A 23,112-nucleotide genomic window follows, 5' to 3' on the forward strand; every position below is an offset into this window, starting at 1 on the left:
TGCTGAAAGGGGTTCCGTGCCCATGCTACTCGTCAGTAACTACCCCGCAGACGAGGGCGGCGGTGAGCAACGCGTAGACGACGCCCGTCGCCGGCTCCCACAGGTGGGCGCGGGCTCCGAGCAGGGCCGCGACCGCCACGGCCGCGGCCGTCCAGAGCGCCGCGCCCTCCCTGTGGCGCGTGCCGCCGCCGGGGTCCCATGGATCGCCAGGTGATCCGCCCGAGCGCAGGGCACGCGCCAGCATCCCCACCGCGTCCCGTGCCCACCACAGGAGGAACAACACCCCCGCCGCGACGCTGATCACCGACAGCGCCTCGACGGCCCAGCTCAGGGTGCCGGCGAAAGCGTGCAGCGCGGCCTCGCGGAAGAAGCGCGGAACGGTCCAGCCGAGCAGCAGCGTCACCGCCCAGCAGGCGGCCACGGCCATCCGGGTCAGCGGGCGCGCCCTGCCGGAGCGGGCCGCCGCGTACAGCTCCCGCTCCCGGCGGCGGACCTGGCGGGCGCGGGCGCCCCAGACGTACTGGGTGATCGCCATCACGGGCAGGGCGGCGGCGAAGAGCGCCAGGGACAGTACGGCCAGCGGCAGCGTCTGCTCCCTGGTCGTGGCCCGGTCGGCGAGCAACTGCACGCTCGTCAGCAGCGCGATCGAGGCGGTGAGCGCCACGAGCGCGCCACGCCGGGCCGCCCTCGCCCTGGCACGCAGCCCGGCCAGCTCCTGGGCGCCCGGGGGAGGGGCCATCTCGGTCAACAGCATGACCGTCATGATGGCGTCACCGTGCGTCGCGACGCTCCGGATTCCCGCGCATTGGATGGAGCCCTCGATCGGGGTGAGAGGGGACTATCCGTGAGGCCATCGTCTCGCTGATGATGAACAGGCGAACAAGCCGAGATGACAGTACTTATCTTGCGTATACCAGTTTGTAGCTATGCTTCGCGATCATGGCGCAAGGGGTGGACCGCGTGAGGGAACGGCGGAACGAGGGCGGCCCAGGGCGGCGCGTCGCCCCGCTGCCCGACTCTCAGCCCCTCACGCAGCCTCCGCCTGCCTCGCGCAAGCGCCGCTCCACACCCTCGCGCAACCCGCTGACGCCGCTCGGCTGGGTGAGCGTGGTGCTGACGCTGGTGCTGGTGGCCGCCGCGCTCGGCGCGTACGGCTACTACCGCTTCCTGGACAACCGCATCCCGCGCGTGCCCATCGACACCGGCGCGAGCCGCCCGCCCGACACCGGCGCGCTCAACGTGCTGCTCGTCGGCTCCGACTCCCGCGAGGGCAACAACAAGAAGTACGGCGCCACGACCGTGGGGGCGGGGGAGCGCACCGACACGATCATGGTCCTGCACATCGCCCCCAACCGGGACTCCGCCACCATGATCAGCTTCCCGCGCGACTCGATGGTCGTGGTGCCCGACTGCGAGGGCAGGAACGGTGCCGTGCTGCCCGGCGGCCTGCGCCAGATCAACTCGGCCTTCAACGACGGCGGCATCAACTGCACGATCAAGACACTCGAATCCCTCACCAACATCAAGATCGACCACTTCGTGAAGGTCGACTTCACCGGCTTCAAGGGCATCATCGACGCCCTCGAAGGCATCGAGATCTGCCTGCCCAAGGCCGTCAACGACAAAGAGGCCAAGTTCGTGCTCCCCGCCGGCAGGCACGTGGTCAACGGCGAGCAGGCGCTGGGGTACGTGCGGACCAGGTACTCCCTGGGCGACGGCAGCGACCTCGGCCGGATCGAGCGCCAGCAGATCTTCCTCACCCAGGTGATGGAGAAGGTCACCAGCGGCGGCCTGCTCACCGACCCCGGCAAGCTCGACGCCTTCCTGCGGGCCGCCACCCAGGCCGTCACCGTGGACGACGGCCTCGGCCTCGACCGCATGCTGGAGATCGCCAGGAGCGTCAGCGGCCTGACCGCCAAGGAGCTCAAGGGCATCACGGTGCCGGTGGAGGCGTACCCGGAGGACAAGGCGAGGGTGCAGTTCGCCCAGCCGGCGGCGCGCGACTTCTTCGAGGCCGTGCGCAACGACACCGACATCAGGACCAGCCCGTCCCCCGGCAAGTCCAGCGCGCCCAAGATCGAGCACGAGCAGGTGCGCCTGCAGGTGCTCAACGGCACCGGCGAGCAGGGCAAGGCCCTGCAGGTGGCGGACGCGATGGCCGCCCAGGGGTTCGTGGTGACGCAGGTGGGCAACGCCGCGACCACCGACACCACCACGATCCGGTACGCCAAGAAGGACGCCCAGGACGGGCCCGCCTACGGTGACGCGGTGGCGGCGCGGCTGTCCAAGGACAAGCGCACGCCCGTTCAGGGTAAGGTCAAGGCCGTCACGTCGCAGCCGTACGCGCTGAAGACGCCGCCCGCGCAGGCGCCCGACGGGCCGGTCATCCAGCTCGTCATCGGCAAGGACTGGCCAGGGGTGCGGGTGCAGTCGGCGATCCCGGACGCGCTCAAGGACAAGGTGGTCGACAGCAACACCGACCCGTGCAAGTGACCGGCGCTCAGGCCGTCACGCCCGCGTCCACGGCGATCGACGCGCCCGTGACGGCCCGGCCGCCCTCTCCCGCGAGGTAGGACACGGCGGCTGCGACCTCCTCGGGGTCGCAGTAGCGGCCCAGCGCGGTGAGCCGCCGCTCCTCCCCGGCCTCGGGACCGGTGGCCGGGTTCATGTCGGTGTCGGTGGAGCCGGGGTTGATCACGTTCGCGGTGATGCCGCGCGGGCCCAGATCCCTGGCCAGCCCCTTGGCCAGGCCGATCAGCGCGGACTTGCTCATCGCGTACGCCGTCCACCCCGCGGACGGCACCCGCTCGGCCAGGCTGCTGCCGATCAGCACGATGCGCGCGCCCGCCTCCATGTGCCGGGCCGCCGCCTGGGCCAGCACGAACGAGGCCCGCGCGTGCACGGCCAACACGTCGTCCACCTCGGCCCGCGTCACCTCCTCCAGCGGCCCGTACGGCGCGATGCCCGCGTTGCTCACCAGCACGTCGAGCCGGCCCAGCTCGCGCACCGTCCGCTCGACCGCCGCCACGAGCGCGTCGGGGTCGGCGGCCTCGGCCCGCACGGCGAGCGCGCGCCCGCCCGCCGCCTCGACCTCCTTGGCCACGCCGGCGGCCCGGTCGCCCGCGCTCCGGTACGTGATCGCCACGTCGAACCCGTCACCCGCCAGCCGGCGCGCGACGGCCGCGCCGATGCCCCTGCTCCCGCCCGTCACCAGGGCGACTCTTCTTGTCATGCTGACTCCCCCTATCCGGAATGCATTCCGTTTCAAACTAAGCGGAATGCATTCCGGATACAAGCGGTGCAAGGATGGTGATCGTGAGACGCGAGCGCACCGACGCGGCCCGCAACCGCGCCAAGATCCTCGCCGCGGCCGAGGCCATCGTGGCCGCGCGCGGGGTGCAGGGCCTGTCCATGGCCGAGGTGGCCGCCGCGGCCGGTGTCGGGGTCGGCACGCTCTACCGGCGCTTCGGCGATCGTTCCGGGCTGGCCTACGCGTTGATCGACGCGCGGGAGCGGAAGTTCCAGGCGGCGTTCATCGAGGGGCCGCCGCCGCTCGGGCCGGGGGCGGAGCCGGCCGAGCGGGCGCGGGCGTTCCTGCGGGCGCTGACGGACCGGATCCTTGAGCAGCTCGACCTGCTGCTGATGGCGGAGACGGCGGGGCCGATGGCGCGCTTCGGCGGCGCGTACGGCGCCTATCACGCGCACCTGGTCATGCTGATCGGGCTGGAGCGGCCCGAGGCCGACGCCTCCTGCCTGGCCGACGCGCTGCTGGCGCCGCTCGCCGCGCCGCTGCTCGCCCACCGGATCAGGGAGTGCGGGGTGGCGGTCGAGCGGGTGAAGTCGGCACTCGACGAATTGCTCGCGGGAGTGCTCGGTCGGTGACACTCTGGTGCGATTGTTACTCAGAGTGATTTTAGGGAAACAAGTGAAATTTCCGGACAAGTAGTGGTAGGAAGGGGCGCGGTTACTATTCGTACAAGAGAGGTTCCACCGTGGCACGCGACGAGAACGACAGGCCATACGAGGGCGGGCAGGGTAAGTCGTTAAACCCGGAGATGACGGGTGACGTGCTCTCTCCGCGGTGGAGCACCGACGACACCGACGAGCAGCCCGCCATCCAGGTCGTCGGCAACGAGACCTACATCCTGCCGCCCGACAGGGGCGCGCTGACCGGCGAGCCGCAGCTGATCGGTGAGACCCCGCGTGACGTGCTCGACGACCCCGCCCCGCCACTCGGCGGCTCCTCCTACGAGCTCGGTGGCCAGAGCGGGCCCCACGACGTGCTGGGCGCGGCCGGCTCCTACGGCTCCGGCGGCGCCGCCTATGACGAGCTGGGCGGGGCGCGTGACGTGCCGGGCGGTGCGTCGTACGACGAGCTGAGCGGGCCGCACGACACGCGGGCCGCCGCTTACGACGAGCTGAGCGGGCCGCACGACACGCGGGCCGGCGCCTACGACGAGCTGAGCGGGGCTCGCGACGCCCGGACCGGCGCCACCTACGACGACCTCGCCGACCTCGCCGACCACAGCGGGCCGCACCGGGTGCAGGACGGCGACGACAACCCCTACCTCCCGCTGGACCGCAGCTACGCCCGCGACGACGACCTGGAGGAGGACCGCCCCAAGCGCGGCTTCCTGGGCTCGGGCTGGACCGACGACTCCGGCGACTCCCACGACGGGCGCCCGTCCGGAGGTGAGGGGGAGGTGCGGCGCCGTACCAGGGTGCTGCTCGTGGCGGCCGTGGCGGTGGTGCTGGTCGGCGTGGGCGCCGGCTGGATGCTCACGGGCACCTCCTCCGACGACCCCTGCGCGGGCGTCCAGTGCGCCAGCGCGGGCGAGGTGACCTCGCCGTCCGAGTCCGCCGCGCCGGAGGACACGCCGGTCGAGGAGGCGACGGAGGAAACCCCCGACCCCACCGATTCGGTCACCGACGAGCCGACCGAGCCCGAGTCCGCAATCCCGACCCCGGCGCGGGAGCAGTCCCGCCCCACGCGCGAGGCCGAGCCGAGCCCGACGGCCACGCGCGACAGGACCACCGCCGAGCCGACCCGCAAGCCCACCCGTGAGCCGCAGGGCACGATGAACGACACGGCGGACTCGCGGGGGCAGGACGACGGGGGCGGCGACTCGTCGTCCGGGACGAACAAGCAGCAGGACAGCACGGACGACACGGGTGACTCGACGCCGTCCACCCAGCCTCCGGCCACGACCCACGCGCCGGCCCCCACGCCGACGCAGGAGGAGCGCAAGGGCCTGCTCGACATCCTGTTCCCCTGGGCCTGACCCCTGACTCCCTGACCCTCTGACCCCCTGCCTCCGGCCTCTGGCCGTCCGGCGGCCCCTGCCTGGCTCATCGCCCGGCCCTCGCCTGACTTGTTCGCCCCCGGCCCGCCCGGCCATGCGCCGGGGCGGGGCCGGCGCGCGGGGCTGCACCGCGCAGGGGCCCGTCCGTGCGTCGGTGCATCGACGTCGAGCGTCGTAGTTTCGCCCAAGGTGGCCCGCCGGCATGCAGCGCCGGCGGCGCTTGGCCGGCGCTGGCGCGGGGAGCGTCCCTCCTGGACGGGGCGTTCTGTCCCCAGGAGCCGTGGGCGTGGCAGGATGCGGATCCAGGTGCCGGTCTGGCAGACTTGGAAACCGCTTTCCGGGAGGTCTCGTGGTCACGCTTGAAGACGTCGCCAAGCAGGCGGGCGTCTCGCTCGCGACCGCCTCGCGGGTGCTCAACGGCAGCACCCGCCAGGTGGGCGCCGCCTTGCGGGCACGCGTCGAGCGGGCCGCGGACGAGCTCGGCTACCGGGCCAACATCGCCGCCCAGACGCTGGCCCGCGGGGCGAGCAACGTCATCGGCATCGTCGTGCACGACCTCACCGACCCCTACTTCGCGGCCCTGGCCGACGGGGCGATGCGGGCGGCGGCCACCGAGGGCCTGCTGGTCATGGTGGGCACCACGCATCGCGACCCGGAGCAGGAGATCGCGTACCTGGCCACGTTGCACGCCCAGCGCGTGCGAGCCGTCCTGCTGGTCGGCTCCCGCGTCGCCGACCAGGGCGTGACGAAGCGCCTGCGCGAGGAGCTGGCCCGCTACCAGGCGGGCGGCGGCCGGGCGGCCTGCGTCGGCCAGGACCTCCTCGGCGTCGACACCGTCGCACCCGCCAACAGGGAAGGCGCCGCCGAGCTGGCCAGGGCGCTGGCGGGGCTCGGCCACACGAAGTTCGCGGTCCTCGCAGGCCCGCCGCACCTGGTGACGGCAGCCGACCGGTGCGCCGGCTTCGCCGAGGCCCTCGACGAGCTCGGGCTGCCCGCCCCTCAGGTGATCCACGGCCCGTTCGACCGCGACGGCGGCTACGCGGCCGCCCAGCAGGTGGGGGACGCGACCTGCGTGTTCGCCGTCAACGACGTGATGGCTGTCGGCGCCCTGGCGGCCTACCGGGAGCGCGGGGTCAGGGTGCCGGAGGACGTCTCGGTGGCCGGTTTCGACGACATCGTCACTCTGCGTGATCATGTGCCCGCGCTGACGACCGTCCGGCTGCCGCTGAAGGACATGGGGGCACGAGCGCTGGAGCTGGCGCTGAACGAGGACGACCCGATCGTGGTCGAGAAGGTCGCCGGCGAGGTCGTGCTGCGGGAGAGCGTCCGGAGAATGGCGTGACCCCTCCGCCCGGCCCGCCGCCCGCCCGGGCCGCGGAATTCCATGTCCGCTGCGCCGGTGCCGCGTGCCGCCGCCGGCCGCGTGGCGCCTGCCGCCGGGGTGCCGCGTGCCGTCCGTCGGTCGCGTGGGGCGCAGGCCCGCTCCGTCGAGCTCGTCCATCGGCCGCATGGTGCCCATGGCCGGCGCCGCCGGGAGCCGGGCGGCGGGACCGGCATGAGCGAGCGGAAACCCTGACGACGTGATGTGGAGGATGGCGTGAAACTGGCGGTCAGCACGCTGGGGATGCCCGGCGAAGGGCTGGACAGGGCGATCGAGATCGCGACGGGGCACGGTTGCCAGGGGCTGGAGCTGCGGCTGCACCCGGACACCGGCGTGCACGCCGGCCTGGACGCGGCGGAACGCGGCTCGGTGCGGGAGCGGATCGAGCAGGCCGGCCTGGAGATCTCGGCCCTCGCCGGCTATACCGGCATCTGCGAGCCGGGCCCGGACGAACCGGTCATCGAGGCGCTCCTCGCCGATCTGCGGCTCGCCGCCGACCTCGGCGCGCCCGGGGTGCGGGTGTTCCCGCGCGGTGACGACGTCGCCACCGGCGCCCGCCGCCTCAAAGCCGTCTCCGGTACGGCCGGCGACCTCGGCCGCCGCGTGCTCGTCGAGACGCACGACCGCATGGCGACCGGCGAGGCCGTGGCCGCGCTGCTCGCCGAGGCCGATTGTCCCGGGACCGCCGGTGCCCTCTGGGACCTGCTGCACCCCTGGCGGCACGGCGAGCCGCCGGCGCGGACGCTGGCGGCGCTGGCGCCGTACCTGGACTACGTGCAGGTCAAGGACGCGGTCTCGGCGCAGGACACCACCCCTGTCCCCATGTGGACGGGCTCGGTGCCGCTGGACGAGGCGGGGGAGTTGCTGCGGGCGGCCGGGTTCGGCGGGTGGGTGTCGCTGGAGTGGGAGCGCACGTGGTATCCCCAGGTGGCCCCGGTCGAGGAGATCCTGCCCGGCGCCGCCGAGTGGGTGCGGCGCTTCGGCTCGTGACGCTCCCGAGCCGCGCGTGGTGCCTTGCCTCGTGATGGTCCCGAGTCGCGTGCGGTGCTGCGCCCCGTGACGGCGGCGAGCCGCGTGTGGCGTGTGGCGGATCGCGCTTTGCGGCGGTTTCACCGCTTAGATGGGGGGATGTCCGCATCTAAAAGCAAGGTGCTCGTCGTCGGCATGGACGGGCTGAGGTTCGACCGGCTGCTCGCCCTGGACGCTCCCGTCCTGGCCGGCCTGATGTCCACCGGCGCGTACGGCACCAGCAGGCTCCCCTACGGCGAAGCCGGGACACCCCGTACGGAGTCCCCGGGCGAGGTCGTCCCCAAGACCCCCGAGTCGGGCGACGGCGGCCGGGTGATCAGGTCGCGTACCGACTCCGGCCCCGGCTGGTCGTCGATCGCCACCGGGGTCTGGCCGGACAAGCACGGCGTCGTGGACAACGGCTTCGGAAGCCCGCAGTTCCAGAAATATCCGGACTTTCTGACGCGTGCCAAGAGCTCCCGCCCCGGCCTGACCACCTCCGCGTTCTTCTGCTGGGCGGCCCTGGCCGAGCACGGCGCGTTCGGCCCGGCGATCGATCACCGGTTCGTGCTCGACGGGTACGCCGTCGGCTGGGCCGCCGCGGACAAGCAGGTCGCCGAGGCCGCCGAGCGTCACCTGGCCGGGCAGGGCCCGGACGCGAGCTTCGTCTACCTCGGCGACACCGACGAGGTGGCCCACGACCTCGGCCCGCACTGCCCCGAGTACGCCGCCGCCCTCCAGGCCCAGGACGCCTACCTCGGCCGCCTCCTCGACACGATCCGCGCCCGCCCCTCGTACGCGGACGAGCGCTGGACGGTGCTGGTCACGACCGACCACGGCCACGTGGACGAGGGCGGGCACGGCGGCACCTCGGACGAGGAGCGCACGGTCTTCGTCATCGCCGCGCGCCTGGGCGAGGACCTGGGAGGGCGCCCGCTCGCGGCCCCCCGGCTGGTGGACGTGGGGCCCACCGCGCTGGCCGCCCTCGGCGTGCCCGTCGACCCCGCCTGGGGCCTGGACGGCGTCCCGCTGGACCTCTGATTCATCAAGTGTTGAATTCTTGGCCGGAACGCGGAACACTGGGATGACAGGACGCTGAACGGCAGGAGTACGCGCGATGAAGACGGCCCTGGACTTCTCCGAGATCGACGCGGGCATGCTCGCCGAAGTGGGTGGCAAGGCGGCCAACCTCGGCGAGCTCACCAGGGCGGGCCTGCCGGTGCCCCCGGGCTGGGTGCTCACCACGGACGCGTACCGGCAGGTCGCGCAGGGCCTGCGCGTCGAGGGGGAAGGCTTGGCGGAGCGGGCCAGGCGGCACCTCATGGAGGCGCCGGTGCCGGACGCCGTGCACGAGGCGATCGTGCGGGCGTACGAGGCGCTCGGTGACGACGTGCCCGTGGCCGTGCGCTCCTCCGCCACCGCCGAGGACCTGCCGTTCGCCAGCTTCGCCGGGCAGCAGGACACGTTCCTGAACGTGGTGGGCGCGCAGGAGGTGGTCCAGGCCGTACGCCGGTGCTGGGCCTCGCTCTGGACCGACCGCGCCGTCGCCTACCGCGAGTCGAACGGCATCGACCACGCCGCCGTCCGGCTCGCCGTGGTCGTCCAGGTGATGGTGGACGCCAGGGTGGCGGGCGTGATGTTCACCGCCAACCCGGTGACGGGCAGGCGGCGAGAGAGCGTGATCGACGCGAGCCCCGGTCTCGGCGAGGCCGTGGTCTCCGGCGCGGTGAACCCCGACCGCTTCCGCGTCCACGACGGCCGCATCCTCGAACGCCACGCGGGCGACAAGCGGCTGGCCATCCGCTCCCTGCCCGGCGGCGGCACCGAACGCGTCGAGACCGACGGGCAGGGGCTCTGCCTGATCGACGGCGAGGTGCGCGAGCTCGCCGCCCTCGGCGCCCGCGTCGAGGCCCACTACGGCGCGCCCCAGGACACCGAATGGGCCATCGACCACGACGGCACGCTCTGGCTCACCCAGGCCAGGCCGATCACCACGCTCTACCCGCTGCCCGAGCACGCCAGGCCGGGCCTGCGGGTGTACTTCTCGGTCAACGTCGTGCAGGGCGTCATGGGGCCGCTGACGCCGATGGGGCAGTCGGCGTTCCGGGTGATCAGCGCGGGCGGCGCGGGCCTGGCCGGTCACCGGCCCGCCGACCTCCTCGGCGGGGCCGGATTCGTGACGGTCTCGGGGGAGCGGCTCTGGCTCGACCTCACCACCGCCGTACGCAGCCGCCCCGGCCGCGCCATCCTCCCGCGCGTGCTGACGCTGGGCGAGGCCCGCGCCGTGGGCGTCATGGAACGGCTCTTCGAGGACCCGCGCCTGACTCCGGCGCACACGTCCATGCGGCCCTTCCTGCGCGGACTCGTCAGGTTCGCCGGCAACCTCCGCCTGCCGCGCCGCATCCTGACGGCGCTCACCAGGCCGGACCAGGCCGTGGCCGCCACGGTCCGGCTCGGCGAGGCGCTGGACGGCAGGCTCAGGGTGCCCGCCTCCGCGACTCCGGAGCAGCGCCTGGACCACGCCGAACGCGTCCTGGCCGGCACCTTCCCCCTGATCATCTCGATCATGCCGACCGTCATCACCGGCTACGGCCTGTTCGCGCTGGCCTCCAGGCTCTCCGGCGTGCCCGTGCCCGAGATGAGCGACGTGCTGCGCAGCCTGCCGCACAACCCGACCACCGAGATGGACCTGGAGTTGTGGGAGCTGTCCACCCGCATCGAGCCGGAGCCGTTCAGGGAGCTGTCCGTGCCGGAGCTGGTCGCCCGCTATCGCCAGGGCGGGCTCCCGCCGATCGCTCAGCGCGAGATCGCCGCGTTCCTCGGCCGGTACGGTCACCGCGGCATCGCCGAGATCGACCTGGGCGTGCCGCGATGGTCGGAGGAGCCCGGCCACATCCTCGGCGTGCTGGCCAACTACCTGCGCATGGACCAGAAGCTGTCCCCCTCCGAGCAGTTCGCCGACGGGGCGAGGCAGGCCCGCGCGACCATGGCGCACGTGGCGGCCAGGGCCCGGCGCGGGGGCCGGTGGCGGGCCGCCGTGGTGCGCTTCGGGCTCGGACGCACGCGCCGGTACGCCGGGCTGCGCGAGCTGCCCAAGTTCTACCTGGTCAAGACGCTTGCGGCGGTCCGGCGCAGCCTGCTCGTGGTGGGGGAGCACCTGGTGGGCCTGGGCGTGCTGGACGCGGCGGCGGATGTGTTCTTCCTGGACCTGAGGGAGACCAGGGCCGCGCTGGCGGGCGGCGACCTGCGGGAGCTGGTGGCCGGGCGGCGGGCCACGTACGAGCAGGAGCGGCGCCGCAGGCACGTCCCCCGGGTGCTGCTCTCCGACGGCACCGAGCCCGAGGCCCTCCAGGAGCCCGCCGCGGAGGGCGCCCTCACGGGCAGCGCCGCCTCGCCCGGCACGGTCACGGGCGTGGCCAGGGTGGTGCTCGACCCGATCGGCGCCCACCTGGAGCCGGGCGAGATCCTCGTCTGCCCCTCCACGGACCCGGGCTGGACGCCGCTGTTCCTGACGGCGGGCGGCCTGGTGATGGAGATGGGCGGCGCGATGTCGCACGGCGCGGTGGTGGCCAGGGAGTACGGCATCCCCGCCGTCGTCGGCGTGCCCGACGCCACCCACCGCATCACCTCGGGGCAGCAGATCACGGTGAACGGCGCCGCCGGAACGGTGACAATCCTCGAAAAATCCTGACAAATCGCCATATGTCAGGCGCTGACGCGAGCCCCGGCGCTAACGTGATCACGTGTCAGTGCCGTACTGGAACCACAACGTCCACTACCAGCGCCTGGTCATGAAGCTCATGCCCGCGAGCTGCCGGCGGGCACTCGACGTGGGCTGCGGCGACGGGCTGCTGGCGAGCAGGCTGGCCGCCCGGGCCGCCCACGTCACCGCCGCCGACCGCGCTCCCGAGGCGGTCGCCATGGCCTGCGAGCGCCACGGCGGCCTGGACAACGTCGAGTTCGTCACGGCCGACTACCTCGACGACCCGCGCGGCCTGCTCCCCGAGGGCAAGCACGACTTCGTCAGCGCCGTCGCGGTCGTCCACCACGCCGGCTTCACCGAGGCCGCCGCGGCGCTGGCCCGCCTGCTGGCGCCCGGCGGGCGGCTGGTGGTGATCGGCCTGGCGAGGAACCGGACGCCGCTCGACTGGATCGTCAGCGGCGCCGGGCAGCTCGCCTCCCGCGCGCTGCGCCTGCGCAACGGCCCCAAGAGCGGCCCCGGCAAGGCCGTGCCCGCCATGGACCCCGTCCTGTCCTGGGGAGAGACCGGTCGGCTGGCCCGCCGGGCGCTGCCGGGCTGCCGGTTCCGCCGCCTGCTGCTGCACCGCTACCTGCTGGTCTGGGACAAGCCCGCCTGATCGCCATCCTCCGGAAGGAGGATGCCGGGCGCACGATCGGGCGATGCCGCTCCGAGCCGCCTCCCGCGAGGCTCGGAGCATGACAGTGATCGAGGTCGAGGACCTCCACAAGGCCTACGGCCACAATCGCGCCGTGGACGGCGTCTCGTTCACGGTGGCGAAGGGCGAGACGTTCGGCGTGCTCGGCCACAACGGCGCGGGCAAGACCACCACGGTGGAATGCCTGTCCGGCCTGCGCAGGCCGGACTCCGGCACGGTCCGCGTGTTCGATCAGGACCCCGCGCGCCGCCGCCGGGCCCTGGCCCAGCGTCTGGGCGTGCAACTGCAGGAGGGCGAGCTGCCCGACCGGCTCAAGGTGGCCGAGGCGATGCGGCTGTTCGCGGCCCTGTACGACCGCCCGGACGACTGGCGGGCGGTGCTGCAGCGCTGGGACCTCGGCCCCATCGCGGCCAAGGCGTACGGCGACCTGTCCGGCGGCCAGAAGCAGCGGCTCAAGCTCGCCCTGGCCCTGGTCGGCGGGCCGGAGCTGGTCGTGCTCGACGAGCTGACCACCGGGCTCGACCCCGTGGCCCGCCGCGAGACGTGGACGCTCATCGGCGACCTCAAGGCGGCCGGCACCACGGTGGTGCTCGTGAGCCACTACATGGACGAGGCCGAGGAGCTGTGCGACCGGGTCGCCGTGTTCCGCAAGGGGAGGATCGTGGCGCTCGGCAGCCCGCGCGAGCTGACCGGCCGCACCGGCACCGACTCGCTGGAGAACGCGTACCTGGCACTGGCGGAGGAGGGGCGATGAGGGCGTTCGCGCACCTGTCGGCGTCGGAGCTGCGGCTGCTGTCGAGGGACCCGGGCACCCTGTTCTTCATGGTCGCCTTCCCGGCCATGCTGCTGCTCCTGAACGGCAGCAACGACGACCTCGAAGTCTTCGTGCCCGGCTACCTGGCGATGGTCCTGGCCATCGGCGGGATCTCCACGCTGCCCGGCGTCATGGCGAGCTACCGCGAGCGCAAGGTGCTGCGCCGCATGGCCACCACCCCTGTCTCCCCGTTCGCGCTGCTCACCGCGCAGATCGCGGCCCAGCTCGTGATGGCGCTCGCGGGGGCCGCCATCCTGGTCGGGGTGGCGGTGCTCGGGTTCGGGGTGGCGCTGCCCGCGCATCCGGCCGCGCTGGTGCTGTCCTTCGTGCTGTGCGCGCTCATGTGCTACGCCATCGGCTTCGTGCTGGCCGCACTCGCGCCCCGGGCCAGGACGGCGGACCTGATGGGCCTGCTCGTCATGTTCCCGATGATCTTCCTGGCGGGCGCGGCCATCCCCCGCGAGGGCGTGCCGGGGGAGCTGCGCGAGATCGGCGAGTACCTGCCGCTCACCCACGCCGTCACCGTGCTGCGGGAGAGCTGGTTCGGCGCCCCCTCGGCGATGCCCTTCCTCATCGTCTCGGCGACTATTGTGGTCGGCACCGCCATCGCGGTCGCGTTGTTCCGCTGGGAGTGATCGCACGTTGGACGAGGCAGCCTGGCCCCGGGTCTTCCACCTGCTCTTCTACACCTGCCTCGCGATGGCGATCACCATCGCGACCGTGGAGGAGGGGCCCGATCCCGCCGGGCTCGGGCTGGCCACGCTCCTGGCCGCCTGGTACACGTTCTTCATCGCCCGCAGGCCCGCGTTCCTCGAACGGCTCAACCCCATGGCCTGGCACTTCCTGGTGCTGGTCGCGCTGAACTACGCGCTCGTCAGGGCCAACCCCGCCTACCAGGCGATGGCGTACGGCATGGTCGCGCTGCCCTACGTGCTGCTGCCCGGGCGGTGGGGCTACGCCGGAGCGGTGCTGTTCGTGCTGTCGAGCGCCGCGGGGGCCGGGGCGTTCGAGGCCATCCCCGGCGACCCGTCCGTGCTCGCGTACGTCGTGGGCAGCACCGCGCTGACGCTCATCATGGGGCTCCTGACGCACGACCTCGTCAGGCACAGCCAGCAGAACCTGATCCTGGGCGCGATGGAGGAGCGGGCCAGGCTCGCCAGGGAGATCCACGACACGCTCGCCCAGGGGTTCAGCGGCATCATCGCCCAGCTCGAAGCGGCCGAGCAGGGCATCGACGACCCCGAGGCGGTGCGCAAGCGCATCGCGCAGGCCAAGCGACTGGCCCGCGACAGCCTCAAGGAGGCCAGGCGCTCGGTGGACGCGCTGCGCCCCGAGCCGCTGGAGCGGGCCCCGCTGCACGAGGCGCTGAAAGGCGTGGCCGAGCGCTGGTCGGCCGCGACCGGCGTGCCGGCGACCGTCTCGGTGGACGGCGGGCCGCGGCGGCTGCCCGAGGACGTGGAGGCCACGCTGTTACGCGCCGCCCAGGAAGGCCTGGCGAACGTGGCCAAGCACGCCAGGGCGCGCCGCGCCGTCCTGACGTTGTCGTACATGGAGGAGGAGGTCACCCTGGACGTGCTCGACGACGGCGCGGGCTTCGACCCCGAAGGCACGGCAGGCGGGTACGGGCTGATCGCGATGCGCGAACGGGCCGCGCGCTCGGGCGGCACCGTCACCGTGGAGTCGGCGCTGGGAGAAGGGACGGCGTTGTGCGTGAGCATCCCCTGCGCCTGATGATCGTCGACGACCACCCCGTGGTCCGCGACGGGCTGCGCGGCATCTTCGACGGCGTGCCGGACATCGAGGTGGTGGCCGAGGCGGGCGACGGTCACGAGGCCCTCGCGCAGGCCAGGGCGGCCTCGCCCGACGTGGTGCTGATGGACCTGCGCATGCCGGGGCTCGACGGGGTCGGCGCGATCGAGCGGCTGTCCGCCGACCATCCGCGGATCCGGGTGGTGGTGCTGACCACGTACGACACGGATGCCGACGTGTCGCGGGCGCTGGCCGCCGGGGTGGCCGGCTACCTGCTCAAGGACGCGCCGCGCGAGGAGCTCCAGGCGGCCGTGCGGACGGCGGCGGCCGGCGGGCGGGTCCTGGCCCAGCGGATCACCTCGCAGCTCATCGACGGCCTGGGCCGCAAGCCCGCGGCGGCGCCGACCCCGCGGGAGCTGGAGGTGCTGAGGCTGATCGCGCGCGGGGCCGCCAACAAGGAGGTGGCGCGGGCGCTGCTGATCAGCGAGACCACCGTGAAGACGCACCTCAAGCACGTTTTCGCCAAGCTGGGCGTGGACAACAGGGCGGCGGCCGTGGTGGTGGCGATGGAACGCCGCCTCATCTAGCGCCACCTCATCTGAGCGGCGCCTCATCCAGTCGGGTGCGGGCGGGCGGAGTCTCCGGCCGAGACGCCGCCCGTCCGGTGCTCAGGCGAGCACGACCTCCTCGTAGCGGGCCTTCATCGTGGCCACGACCTCGTCGGGGTCCGCCGCCCAGACGTCGGCGTTGAAGATCTCCACCTCGACGTCCCCCGTGTATCCGGCCGCCTGGACCGCCGCCGTGATCGGCCGGAAGCCGATCACGCCGTCGCCCATCATGCCCCGCCCGAGCAGCACGTCCTCCGGCAGCGGGTGCAGGTAGTCGCACACCTGGTAGCCGGCGATCCGGCTCCCGGCCCGCGCGATGTCCTCGAACAGGCGCGGGTCCCACCACACGTGGAAGGTGTCCACGACGACGCCGACCTGCTCCACCGGGTACGGCAGGCTCAGCTCCAGCGCCTGGCCGAGCGTGGAGATCACCGCCCGGTCCGGGCAGTAGATCGGGTGCAGCGGCTCCAGCGCCAGCTTGACCCCCCGCTCCCCGGCGTACGGCGCCAGCTCCGCCAGCGCCTCGGCCACCCGCTCGCGGGCTCCTGCCAGGTCACGGGAGAAGGCGGCGGGCAGCGGCTCGCCGGGCTTCACCCCCGGCAGCCCGCCCACGACCAGCACGAGGCAGGCCGCCTCCAGCTCGGCCGCCTCGTCGATGGCCCGCCGGTTCTCCTCCAGCGCCTGCGCGAAGGCCGTACGGCCGTCCTCGCCCGGCAGCCCGCCCGCGGTGAGGAAGCCGCCGCGGCACAGCGACGACACCCGCAGCCCGGCCGACCGCACCAGCTTGACGCTCTGCGCGAGGCCCGTCTCGGCGACCTTCTCCCGCCACAGCCCGATCGCCTCCAGGCCGTGCCTGACGCACCCGTCCACGGCCTCGGGCAGCGTCCAGTGCCGGGTCGTCCACTGGTTCAGCGAAAGGCTCACAGGCCGTTCACCGCCAGCAGCGACTTCATCCGGCGCACGGCCAGCTCCTGGTCGGCCAGCAGCCCGGCCTGGTCGGCCAGGCGGAACACCTCCGACAGGTGCAGCAGCGAGCGGGCCGACTGGGCGCCGTTCACCATGGCGAACGCGTCCTGGTGGCCGTTCAGCCAGGCCAGGAAGACGATGCCGGTCTTGTAGTTGTACGTGGGCGTCTCGAAGATCTTGCGCGACAGCGGGACGGTCGGCGCGAGGATCTCGTCGTACTGGGTCAGCAGCCGCTCCCGGCCCTCGTCGGTGCAGGACGCCTCGGCCGCGTCCAGCACCTGCAGCGCCGCCGCCGCGGCCGGGGCGATCGCGTCGAAGATGCCGAGCAGCGCGTGCGAGCCCGACTTGATCAGCGACGGGTAGTTGAAGTCGTCGCCGGTGTAGAGCTTCACGCCCTCGGGCAGCGCGGCCCGCAGGCCGATCTCGTGCTCCTCGTCCAGCAGCGACACCTTCACGCCGTCGACCATCGAGGCGTTGGCGTGGATCAGCTCCAGGAACGACCCGGTGGCCGCCGCCACGTCGCGCGAGCCCCAGTAGCCGGCGAGCTGCGGGTCGAACATCTCGCCCAGCCAGTGCAGGATCACCGGCCGCTCGGCCACGCCGAACAGCTTGCCGTACACCTGGTGGTAGTCCGCCGGCCCCGAGGCGATCCTGGCGAGCTGGCGGGAGGCCATGACGATCACGCCGGCCCCGGCGGACTGCACGGTCTCGATCTGCTCGGCGTACGCGGCGGCGATCGCGTCCAGGGTGCCGGCGTCCGGGTCGTGGTCGGTGCCGGCGCCGCAGGAGACCAGCGTGGCGGGGTCGCCGTACGAGCGGGCCTCGGCGGCGCTGCGCTGGATCAGCTCCCTGGTCGCGGCCCAGTCAAGGCCCATGTTGCGCTGCGCGGTGTCCATGGCGTCGGCGACGCGCAGGCCCAGCGACCACAGGTGGCGGCGGAAGCGCAGGGTGGCTTCCCAGTCGACGGCGGCGGGGGAGCCGGGGGTGTTGTCGCCGAGCGGGTCGGCCACCACGTGCGCGGCGGCGTACACGATGCGGCTGGTCGCCGGCCGGTCCACCGCCGGCCAGGTCGTGGGCTCGCTCAGCGGGTACGAGCCGAACCCGGGAAGCTCGATCCTCACAGCCCCGGCACCTCGATCCTGCGGCCCTCGGCGTTGGAGCGCAGCCCCAGCTCGGCGAGCTGCACGCCGCGGGCGCCCGAGGCGAAGTCGTTCGAGAACGGCGCGTCCTCCAGCACGTGCCTGACGAACGCCTCCCACTGGATCTTGAAGCCGTTGTCGAACTCGGCGTTGTCCGGCACCTCCTGCCAGCCGTCGCGGAAGCGCGCCGTGGCGGGCAGGTCGGGGTTCCAGACGGGCTTGGGGGTGGCGGAGCGGTGCTGGACGCGGCAGTTGCGCAGGCCCGCGACGGCGCTGCCGTGCGTGCCGTCCACCTGGAACTCGACCAGCTCGTCGCGGTTCACGCGGACCGTCCAGGAGGAGTTGATCTGGGCGACGATGCCGCCCTCCAGCTCGAAGATCCCGTACGCGGCGTCGTCGGCGGTGGCCGGGTACTCCCTGCCCTGCTCGTCCACGCGGGCCGGGATGTGCGTCACGGCCTGGGCGTAGACCGACGTGACGCGGCCGAACAGGTTCTCCATCACGTAGTGCCAGTGCGGGAACATGTCGAGCACGATGCCGCCGCCGTCCTCGGCCCGGTAGTTCCACGACGGGCGCTGGGCCTCCTGCCAGTCACCCTCGAACACCCAGTAGCCGAACTCGCCGCGCACCGACAGGATGCGGCCGAAGAAGCCGCCGTCGATCAGCCGCTTCAGCTTGAGCAGGCCGGGCAGGAACAGCTTGTCCTGCACGACGCCGTTCTTGACGCCCTTGGCGGTGGCGGCCTCGGCCAGCGCGATGGCCTCCTGCGTCGACTCGGCCGTCGGCTTCTCGGCGTAGATGTGCTTGCCGGCCTCGATGGCCTTGAGCACGGCCTTGACGCGGGCGCTGGTGACCTGGGCGTCGAAGTAGATCAGGTTGTCGTCGGCGGCGAGTGCCGCGTCGAGGTCCGTGGTGAAATCCGCAATTTCATGCTTTGCCGCGATATCTGCAAGTTTGTCGGCGTTACGGCCGACCAGTACCGGCTTGAGCTTCACCCTGGAGCCGTCCGAGAGCGTCACGCCGCCCTGCTCGTTGATGGCCAGGACGGACCGGACCAGGTGCTGGCGGTAGCCCATCCGTCCGGTGACGCCGTTCATCACGACGCCGATGGTGCGCACGCTCATGAGGATCCCTTCAGGCACAACATCTGGAAAGCGCTTTCCCGAACCGTACGGCCGGGCCACCGAAGGCGTCAAGTAGCGCGAACCTCAGGTGGGCCTGCCGGACCTCCGGCCGGGGCGCCCGGTGCCGAGCTTAGAGCTCGCCGCGCGTCCCCAGCCTGGCCAGGGCCTTGGAGATGGGAGCGGCCGCCAGGGAGAGCTGCCACTCGCGAGCGCCGAGCTCGCGCAGCCTGTCCGTCACGCTCTCCTCGGTGATCTCGGCGGGGGGCTCCCAGGTGAGCCTGCGCACCGCGTCGGGCTGCAGCAGGTTCTCCGTGGGCATGTGGTGCTCCTCGGCCAGCGCGGCGACCACGGCGCGGGCCGCGGCCAGGCGCTTGGCGGCGGCCGGGTCGCGGTCGGCCCAGCGGTTGGGCGGGGGCGGGCCGTCGCCGGGCGTGCTGGGCTGGGGGAGCTGGTTGTCGGGCAGGTTGCGCGCCCTGGCCACGGCGGCGAGCCAGTCGCTCATGTGCTTTCGCGCGCTTCGCCCGGTGAATGCCGAAATTTCGGTCAATGCCTTCTTGGTGCGGGGTCCTTCCAGCGCGGCGGTGACGATCGCCGCGTCCGGCAGCACCCGGCCGGGGGCGAGGTCGGCCTCCCTGGCGATGCGGTCGCGCATGGTCCACAGCTCCCGCACGATCGCCAGCGCGCGCACGTTGCGCACCTTGTGGATGCCCGACGTACGCCGCCACGGGTCGGAGCGCGGCGACGGCGGCGGGGTGTCGAGCACGGCCGCGAACTCCTCGCGCGCCCAGTCCAGCTTGCCCGACTCCGTCAGCTCCTGGTGCAGCACGTCGCGCAGCTCGACCAGCACCTCCACGTCGAGCGCGGCGTAGCGCAGCCAGTCTTCGGGCAGCGGCCTGGTGGACCAGTCGGCCGCCGAGTGCCCCTTCTCCAGGCGCAGCCCGAGCACGGTCTCGACCATCGTGCCCAGCCCGACCCGCTCGTAGCCGAGCAGCCGCCCGGCCAGCTCGGTGTCGAACATCACCCGCGGCTTGAACCCCACCTCCATCAGGCACGGCAGGTCCTGCGAGGCGGCGTGCAGGACGATCTCCGCGTCGGCCACGGCCTCGTCGAGCGCCGACAGGTCGGGGCACCCGATCGGATCGATCAGCGCGGTGCCAGCCCCGGCCCGGCGCAGCTGCACGAGGTAGGCGCGGTTGCCGTAGCGGTAGCCGGAGGCCCGCTCGGCGTCCACCGCGACGGGGCCGCTGCCGGCGGCGAACCTCGCCACCACCTCCGCCAGCCCGGTGGCGTCGGCGATGACCGCGGGTATGCCGTCACGCGGCTCCAGCAGCGGCTCCACTGTGCGTTCTTCTGTCATGAGCTCACCGACCTCATGACGCTGGTGCTGTCTTGACTGGTGCCCTCACTTCGTTCGGTCACTCTCCGGATCATCACGTCGGCGGGGCAGGGCGGCCACGTCGGGGGGAAGCGGCGGGATGCCCGCCGCCAGGCACATGAGGTCGCACCACGCGGCGACATGGCCGGACAGATCCTCCTGCGCGGGTGACCACGACGCCCGCAGCTCGAGCTCGGTCGTGACCGGGTCGTCGGCCTTGTTGCCGAACCCCTCGGACACGGCTCTTGTCACGGTACCGCCAGCGGCGGAGTAGTCGGCTTGATGCGCGTCGAGAGCCTCGGTCAGCCAGCTCCACGCGACCGGCCCGAGCAGCGGGTCGGAGGTGATCTCCGGCTCCATGTCGGCCCTGACGTAGGCCACCAGCCGGAAGGGGCCCTCCCATCCGCGCTGGCCGTCGGGGTCGTAGAGCAGGATCAGCCGGCCGACCGCGAGCTCGTCGTCGTCGCGGTAGACCGACGCGCCGATGGCGGCGGAGTAGGGGGCCAGCCGCTGCGGCGCGGGCAGGTCCTCGAGCTCGATCTCCGGCCTGACCTCGGCCCGCCGCAGGCTCTGCGCGGCGCGCGTGAACACGGCCGGAGGCGGTGGCTGGTCACCGAGTGTCATAGCGGAAGCGTAGGTCGAAGACGGGCGGAAGGGGACCACGGGGGTGCTCATCCTTCGTGATCAAGCCGATGCCGTAACGAGCTGGCGTGCCGGGCGGATGGTTTCGGCGGTCGCGAACATGATCGCGTGGCCGCAGCCGACGCAGGCCCACTCGGGGCAGTGGCCCGGCTCGTGCCCGTCCAGGCACGGCGGCTGCTCGAACGCCCGTTCCTCGGCGCAGGTAGGGCAGCGCTCACTGCGGCGCTCTGGGGAAGTCCACAACGCGGTCATCGCACGAGTCATCGAACCGGGGCCTTTCTTCGGGTCGTGGCTCCGACGTTGGCACGAGCCGCTGACAATTCCCCGCAACGCGCTCGGCGTGTCCCGAAAGTGGTCGCTGAATCGATGCCGCGCGGTGGCTTGGGGAACATTTGGCCCAGTCGAGACCGGCTCTCTGGCCGGACATGGGGTGTGTTCGACCCGTGTGCGGTGCCGATGCCGAGCAGACCGGTAAACCTTCATCTGGCTATCTGATCATGATTTGGGGTGTCCAATGCATCTTTTTCCGACACCTCGGACCCGTGTCCCGGCCCTCCGTGCCCGCGTTCCCCGCACCCCGCACCCACGCCCCCAGCCACTACCCTGGTGAGGTGAACCTCGCCGACTCAGCGTTCCTGCGTGCCTGCCGCCGCCAGCCCGTCCCGCACACCCCTGTCTGGTACATGCGCCAGGCCGGGCGGTCGCTGCCGGAATACCTGAAGGTCCGCGAGGGCGTGCCGATGCTCACCGCGTGCGCGACGCCCGACCTGATCGTCGAGATCACCATGCAGCCCGTCCGCCGCTACGGCGTCGACGCGGCCATCTTCTTCAGCGACATCGTGGTCCCGCTCAAGGCCATCGGCGTCGACCTCGACATCAAGCCGGGCGTCGGCCCCGTCGTGGCCGACCCGATCCGCGACGCCAGGGGCCTGCAGGCGCTGCGGCCGCTGGAGCCCGGCGACGTGCCCTACGTCACCGAGTCGATCCAGGCCCTCACCGGGGAGCTCGGCGGCACCCCGCTGATCGGCTTCGCCGGCGCGCCGTTCACGCTCGGCTCCTACCTCATCGAGGGCGGCCCGTCCAAGAACCACGACCGCACCAAGGCCATGATGTACGGCGAGCCGCAGCTGTGGCACCAGTTCATGGAGCGGCTGTCCGGCATCGTGGCCGAGCACCTGCGCATCCAGATCGCGGCCGGGGCGTCGGCCGTGCAGCTCTTCGACTCCTGGGTCGGCGCCGTGGCGCCTGACGACTACCGCGAGTTCATCCTGCCGCACACGCGGCGCATCTTCGAAAGCGTCGCCGACGTGCCGCGCATCCACTTCGGAGTGGGCACGGGAGAGCTGCTCGGAGTGCTCGGCGAGGCGGGCGCCGACGTGGTGGGGGTCGACTGGCGGGTGCCCCTCGACGAGGCCGCGCGGCGGGTCGGGCCGGGCAGGGCGCTGCAGGGCAACCTCGACCCGGCGATCCTGCTCGCGCCGTGGGAGGTCGTCGAGCGCAAGGCCCGCGAGGTGCTGCGGCAGGGCGAGGCGGCCGAGGGGCACGTGTTCAACCTGGGCCACGGCGTGCTGCCCTCGACCGACCCCGATCAGCTCAAGCGCCTCACGGACCTGGTCCACGAGCACCGGTGACCTCAGGCTGACTCCGGGCCGGGGCGGGCGGCCGGGGCCGGGCGCCGGCGGCGGTCGCGGCGTACGAGCCAGACCACCAGCACGACCAGCGGCAGCGATGCGGCCATCCACGGCAGCAGCGCCCCGACCAGCGTCAGCGCCGTCTTGGTGAACGACACCAGCGCCCGCCACCCGGCCGTCAGCCCGCCGAAGAACCCGGGGGGCTCGTCGTCCGGGTCGTCCACCTCCGTCACCGGCCCCACCAGCCGCAACGTCAGCGTGGCCATGGCGGTCTGGGCGGCCAGCTCCTTCTGCTGGGCCTGCAACGACTCCAGATCGGCCTCCCGGGTGGAGATCTCCCGCTCCACGTCCAGCACCTGCCCGATCGTGTCCGCCCGCTTCAGCAGCGTGCGCAGCGACTCCAGCGACTGCTGCGCCGACTTCAGCCGGCTCTCGACGTCGGCCACCTTCAGCGTGACGTCCTGGGCCTTCTGGTCCAGCGAGAGCTGCTTGCCCAGCTCACCCCCGAGCCGCCGCAGCACCTCGGCGTACTTCGCGGTCGGGATCTTGAACTCCAGCATGGCGGACGCCTCGCTGTCGGCCGAGGAGTTGCTCTCCTCCTGCGACAGGTAGCCGCCGGCCTCCGTGACCACCTGCTTGGCCTGCTGGACGGCCGGCGTCACCCGCTCGGCCCGCACGGTCATGCTGCCGGTGTAGATGACCTGCCGCTGCTGCTGGGCCACCTCGACGCCGGACGCGACCCCGCCGCTCTGGCCCGTCTGCCGTGCCTGCGGCTCCTTGTCCGCGCTCTCGCCGCGGGCGGCGGCCTCGGGCGCGGAGGAGGACATGGAGGCCGGCTCCGCGCCGGACCGGACAGCGGAGCCGCCGCCACCGCAGGCGGTCAGTAACACGGCCGAGCAGGCCGCGGTGAGAGCCAGGCCGTACCGGAATCTCGTCATGCCCCTTATGACGGGCAGCGGGCCTCCCCGGTTTGAC

Annotated in this window: 21 protein-coding genes; 13 read left to right on the forward strand and 8 right to left on the reverse strand. The window is 72.8% G+C overall.

Annotated elements, in window-relative coordinates; translation table 11 throughout:
• Nucleotides 1-25: 25 nt before the first annotated feature.
• Complete coding sequence (locus HD597_RS06380) at nucleotides 26-754, reverse strand: hypothetical protein (protein WP_253740791.1); 729 nt, start codon at nucleotides 752-754, stop codon at nucleotides 26-28.
• Between the two features lie 206 nt (nucleotides 755-960).
• Between HD597_RS06380 and HD597_RS06385 the strand changes: the two genes are divergently transcribed.
• On the forward strand, nucleotides 961-2,493 hold the full coding sequence (locus HD597_RS06385; RefSeq protein WP_253740792.1) for an LCP family protein: 1,533 nt from the start codon (nucleotides 961-963) through the stop codon (nucleotides 2,491-2,493).
• Nucleotides 2,494-2,500: 7 nt separating this feature from the next.
• Here HD597_RS06385 and HD597_RS06390 read toward each other — a convergent pair whose 3' ends face one another.
• On the reverse strand, nucleotides 2,501-3,232 hold the full coding sequence (locus HD597_RS06390; protein WP_253740793.1) for an SDR family NAD(P)-dependent oxidoreductase: 732 nt from the start codon (nucleotides 3,230-3,232) through the stop codon (nucleotides 2,501-2,503).
• A gap of 74 nt (nucleotides 3,233-3,306) precedes the next feature.
• Between HD597_RS06390 and HD597_RS06395 the strand changes: the two genes are divergently transcribed.
• The 11 genes from HD597_RS06395 to HD597_RS06445 all read left to right on the forward strand — a co-directional run bounded on the left by HD597_RS06395 (nucleotide 3,307) and on the right by HD597_RS06445 (nucleotide 15,239).
• A complete protein-coding gene (locus HD597_RS06395) occupies nucleotides 3,307-3,882 on the forward strand; it encodes a TetR family transcriptional regulator (RefSeq protein ID WP_276082842.1) in 576 nt (191 codons plus the stop codon).
• Between the two features lie 110 nt (nucleotides 3,883-3,992).
• Nucleotides 3,993-5,282 (forward strand): hypothetical protein, encoded by a 1,290-nt coding sequence (locus tag HD597_RS06400; RefSeq protein WP_253740795.1) that lies wholly within the window; start codon nucleotides 3,993-3,995, stop codon nucleotides 5,280-5,282.
• A gap of 370 nt (nucleotides 5,283-5,652) precedes the next feature.
• Nucleotides 5,653-6,645, forward strand: coding sequence for a LacI family DNA-binding transcriptional regulator (locus HD597_RS06405; protein WP_253740796.1), 993 nt, complete (start codon nucleotides 5,653-5,655; stop codon nucleotides 6,643-6,645).
• A gap of 255 nt (nucleotides 6,646-6,900) precedes the next feature.
• On the forward strand, nucleotides 6,901-7,674 hold the full coding sequence (locus HD597_RS06410) for a sugar phosphate isomerase/epimerase family protein (protein WP_253740797.1): 774 nt from the start codon (nucleotides 6,901-6,903) through the stop codon (nucleotides 7,672-7,674).
• A 138-nt stretch (nucleotides 7,675-7,812) separates the two neighbouring features.
• The gene (locus HD597_RS06415) at nucleotides 7,813-8,733 is read left to right on the forward strand and encodes an alkaline phosphatase family protein (RefSeq protein WP_253740798.1); all 921 of its coding nucleotides are present in this window, start codon (nucleotides 7,813-7,815) and stop codon (nucleotides 8,731-8,733) included.
• Between the two features lie 76 nt (nucleotides 8,734-8,809).
• Nucleotides 8,810-11,383 (forward strand): PEP/pyruvate-binding domain-containing protein, encoded by a 2,574-nt coding sequence (locus tag HD597_RS06420; RefSeq protein WP_253740799.1) that lies wholly within the window; start codon nucleotides 8,810-8,812, stop codon nucleotides 11,381-11,383.
• Nucleotides 11,384-11,435: 52 nt separating this feature from the next.
• The gene (locus HD597_RS06425) at nucleotides 11,436-12,050 is read left to right on the forward strand and encodes a methyltransferase domain-containing protein (protein ID WP_253740800.1); all 615 of its coding nucleotides are present in this window, start codon (nucleotides 11,436-11,438) and stop codon (nucleotides 12,048-12,050) included.
• Between the two features lie 79 nt (nucleotides 12,051-12,129).
• Nucleotides 12,130-12,843, forward strand: a complete 714-nt coding sequence (locus HD597_RS06430) for an ABC transporter ATP-binding protein (RefSeq protein WP_253740801.1) — start codon at nucleotides 12,130-12,132, stop codon at nucleotides 12,841-12,843.
• Nucleotides 12,840-13,538 (forward strand): ABC transporter permease, encoded by a 699-nt coding sequence (locus tag HD597_RS06435; protein WP_253740802.1) that lies wholly within the window; start codon nucleotides 12,840-12,842, stop codon nucleotides 13,536-13,538. Before HD597_RS06430 ends, HD597_RS06435 begins: the two co-directional genes overlap by 4 nt.
• 7 nt (nucleotides 13,539-13,545) lie before the next feature.
• On the forward strand, nucleotides 13,546-14,634 hold the full coding sequence (locus HD597_RS06440; protein WP_253740803.1) for a sensor histidine kinase: 1,089 nt from the start codon (nucleotides 13,546-13,548) through the stop codon (nucleotides 14,632-14,634).
• Nucleotides 14,610-15,239, forward strand: a complete 630-nt coding sequence (locus tag HD597_RS06445) for a response regulator (protein ID WP_253740804.1) — start codon at nucleotides 14,610-14,612, stop codon at nucleotides 15,237-15,239. Before HD597_RS06440 ends, HD597_RS06445 begins: the two co-directional genes overlap by 25 nt.
• 81 nt (nucleotides 15,240-15,320) lie before the next feature.
• On the opposite strand, the gene HD597_RS06450 is transcribed toward HD597_RS06445, so the two are convergent.
• The 5 genes from HD597_RS06450 to HD597_RS06470 all read right to left on the reverse strand — a co-directional run bounded on the left by HD597_RS06450 (nucleotide 15,321) and on the right by HD597_RS06470 (nucleotide 20,488).
• Nucleotides 15,321-16,184 carry a sugar phosphate isomerase/epimerase family protein gene (locus tag HD597_RS06450; protein WP_253740805.1) on the reverse strand — a complete coding sequence of 288 codons (864 nt, stop codon included), beginning with the start codon at nucleotides 16,182-16,184 and terminating at the stop codon, nucleotides 15,321-15,323.
• Nucleotides 16,181-17,347, reverse strand: a complete 1,167-nt coding sequence (locus HD597_RS06455; RefSeq protein WP_253740806.1) for a dihydrodipicolinate synthase family protein — start codon at nucleotides 17,345-17,347, stop codon at nucleotides 16,181-16,183. Before HD597_RS06455 ends, HD597_RS06450 begins: the two co-directional genes overlap by 4 nt.
• On the reverse strand, nucleotides 17,344-18,489 hold the full coding sequence (locus tag HD597_RS06460) for a Gfo/Idh/MocA family protein (RefSeq protein WP_253740807.1): 1,146 nt from the start codon (nucleotides 18,487-18,489) through the stop codon (nucleotides 17,344-17,346). Before HD597_RS06460 ends, HD597_RS06455 begins: the two co-directional genes overlap by 4 nt.
• A 130-nt stretch (nucleotides 18,490-18,619) precedes the next feature.
• The gene (locus tag HD597_RS06465) at nucleotides 18,620-19,846 is read right to left on the reverse strand and encodes a ribonuclease D (protein ID WP_253740808.1); all 1,227 of its coding nucleotides are present in this window, start codon (nucleotides 19,844-19,846) and stop codon (nucleotides 18,620-18,622) included.
• Nucleotides 19,847-19,891: 45 nt separating this feature from the next.
• Nucleotides 19,892-20,488: a DUF3000 domain-containing protein gene (locus HD597_RS06470; protein ID WP_253740809.1), complete on the reverse strand. Its 597-nt coding sequence runs from the start codon at nucleotides 20,486-20,488 to the stop codon at nucleotides 19,892-19,894.
• Nucleotides 20,489-21,117: 629 nt separating this feature from the next.
• On the opposite strand from HD597_RS06470, the gene hemE reads away from it, so the two are divergent.
• Complete coding sequence (gene hemE / locus HD597_RS06475; RefSeq protein WP_372513360.1) at nucleotides 21,118-22,137, forward strand: uroporphyrinogen decarboxylase; 1,020 nt, start codon at nucleotides 21,118-21,120, stop codon at nucleotides 22,135-22,137.
• 2 nt (nucleotides 22,138-22,139) lie between these two features.
• On the opposite strand, the gene HD597_RS06480 is transcribed toward hemE, so the two are convergent.
• On the reverse strand, nucleotides 22,140-23,075 hold the full coding sequence (locus HD597_RS06480) for a DUF4349 domain-containing protein (protein WP_253740810.1): 936 nt from the start codon (nucleotides 23,073-23,075) through the stop codon (nucleotides 22,140-22,142).
• Nucleotides 23,076-23,112: the final 37 nt, after the last annotated feature.

It is taken from the genome of Nonomuraea thailandensis (genome assembly GCF_024172165.1).
Lineage (GTDB): Bacteria > Actinomycetota > Actinomycetes > Streptosporangiales > Streptosporangiaceae > Nonomuraea > Nonomuraea thailandensis.

What these genes read in the sequence shown, in the direction of transcription:
- HD597_RS06435 (WP_253740802.1), top strand. Translation starts at nt 12,840, where the DNA reads ATGAGGGCGTTCGCGCACCTGTCGGCGTCGGAGCTGCGGCTGCTGTCG.
- HD597_RS06395 (WP_276082842.1), top strand. Translation starts at nt 3,307, where the DNA reads ATGGTGATCGTGAGACGCGAGCGCACCGACGCGGCCCGCAACCGCGCC.
- HD597_RS06465 (WP_253740808.1), bottom strand. Translation starts at nt 19,846, where the DNA reads ATGACAGAAGAACGCACAGTGGAGCCGCTGCTGGAGCCGCGTGACGGC.
- HD597_RS06390 (WP_253740793.1), bottom strand. Translation starts at nt 3,232, where the DNA reads ATGACAAGAAGAGTCGCCCTGGTGACGGGCGGGAGCAGGGGCATCGGC.
- HD597_RS06480 (WP_253740810.1), bottom strand. Translation starts at nt 23,075, where the DNA reads ATGACGAGATTCCGGTACGGCCTGGCTCTCACCGCGGCCTGCTCGGCC.
- HD597_RS06430 (WP_253740801.1), top strand. Translation starts at nt 12,130, where the DNA reads ATGACAGTGATCGAGGTCGAGGACCTCCACAAGGCCTACGGCCACAAT.
- HD597_RS06415 (WP_253740798.1), top strand. Translation starts at nt 7,813, where the DNA reads ATGTCCGCATCTAAAAGCAAGGTGCTCGTCGTCGGCATGGACGGGCTG.
- HD597_RS06460 (WP_253740807.1), bottom strand. Translation starts at nt 18,489, where the DNA reads ATGAGCGTGCGCACCATCGGCGTCGTGATGAACGGCGTCACCGGACGG.
- HD597_RS06380 (WP_253740791.1), bottom strand. Translation starts at nt 754, where the DNA reads ATGCTGTTGACCGAGATGGCCCCTCCCCCGGGCGCCCAGGAGCTGGCC.
- HD597_RS06470 (WP_253740809.1), bottom strand. Translation starts at nt 20,488, where the DNA reads ATGACACTCGGTGACCAGCCACCGCCTCCGGCCGTGTTCACGCGCGCC.
- HD597_RS06420 (WP_253740799.1), top strand. Translation starts at nt 8,810, where the DNA reads ATGAAGACGGCCCTGGACTTCTCCGAGATCGACGCGGGCATGCTCGCC.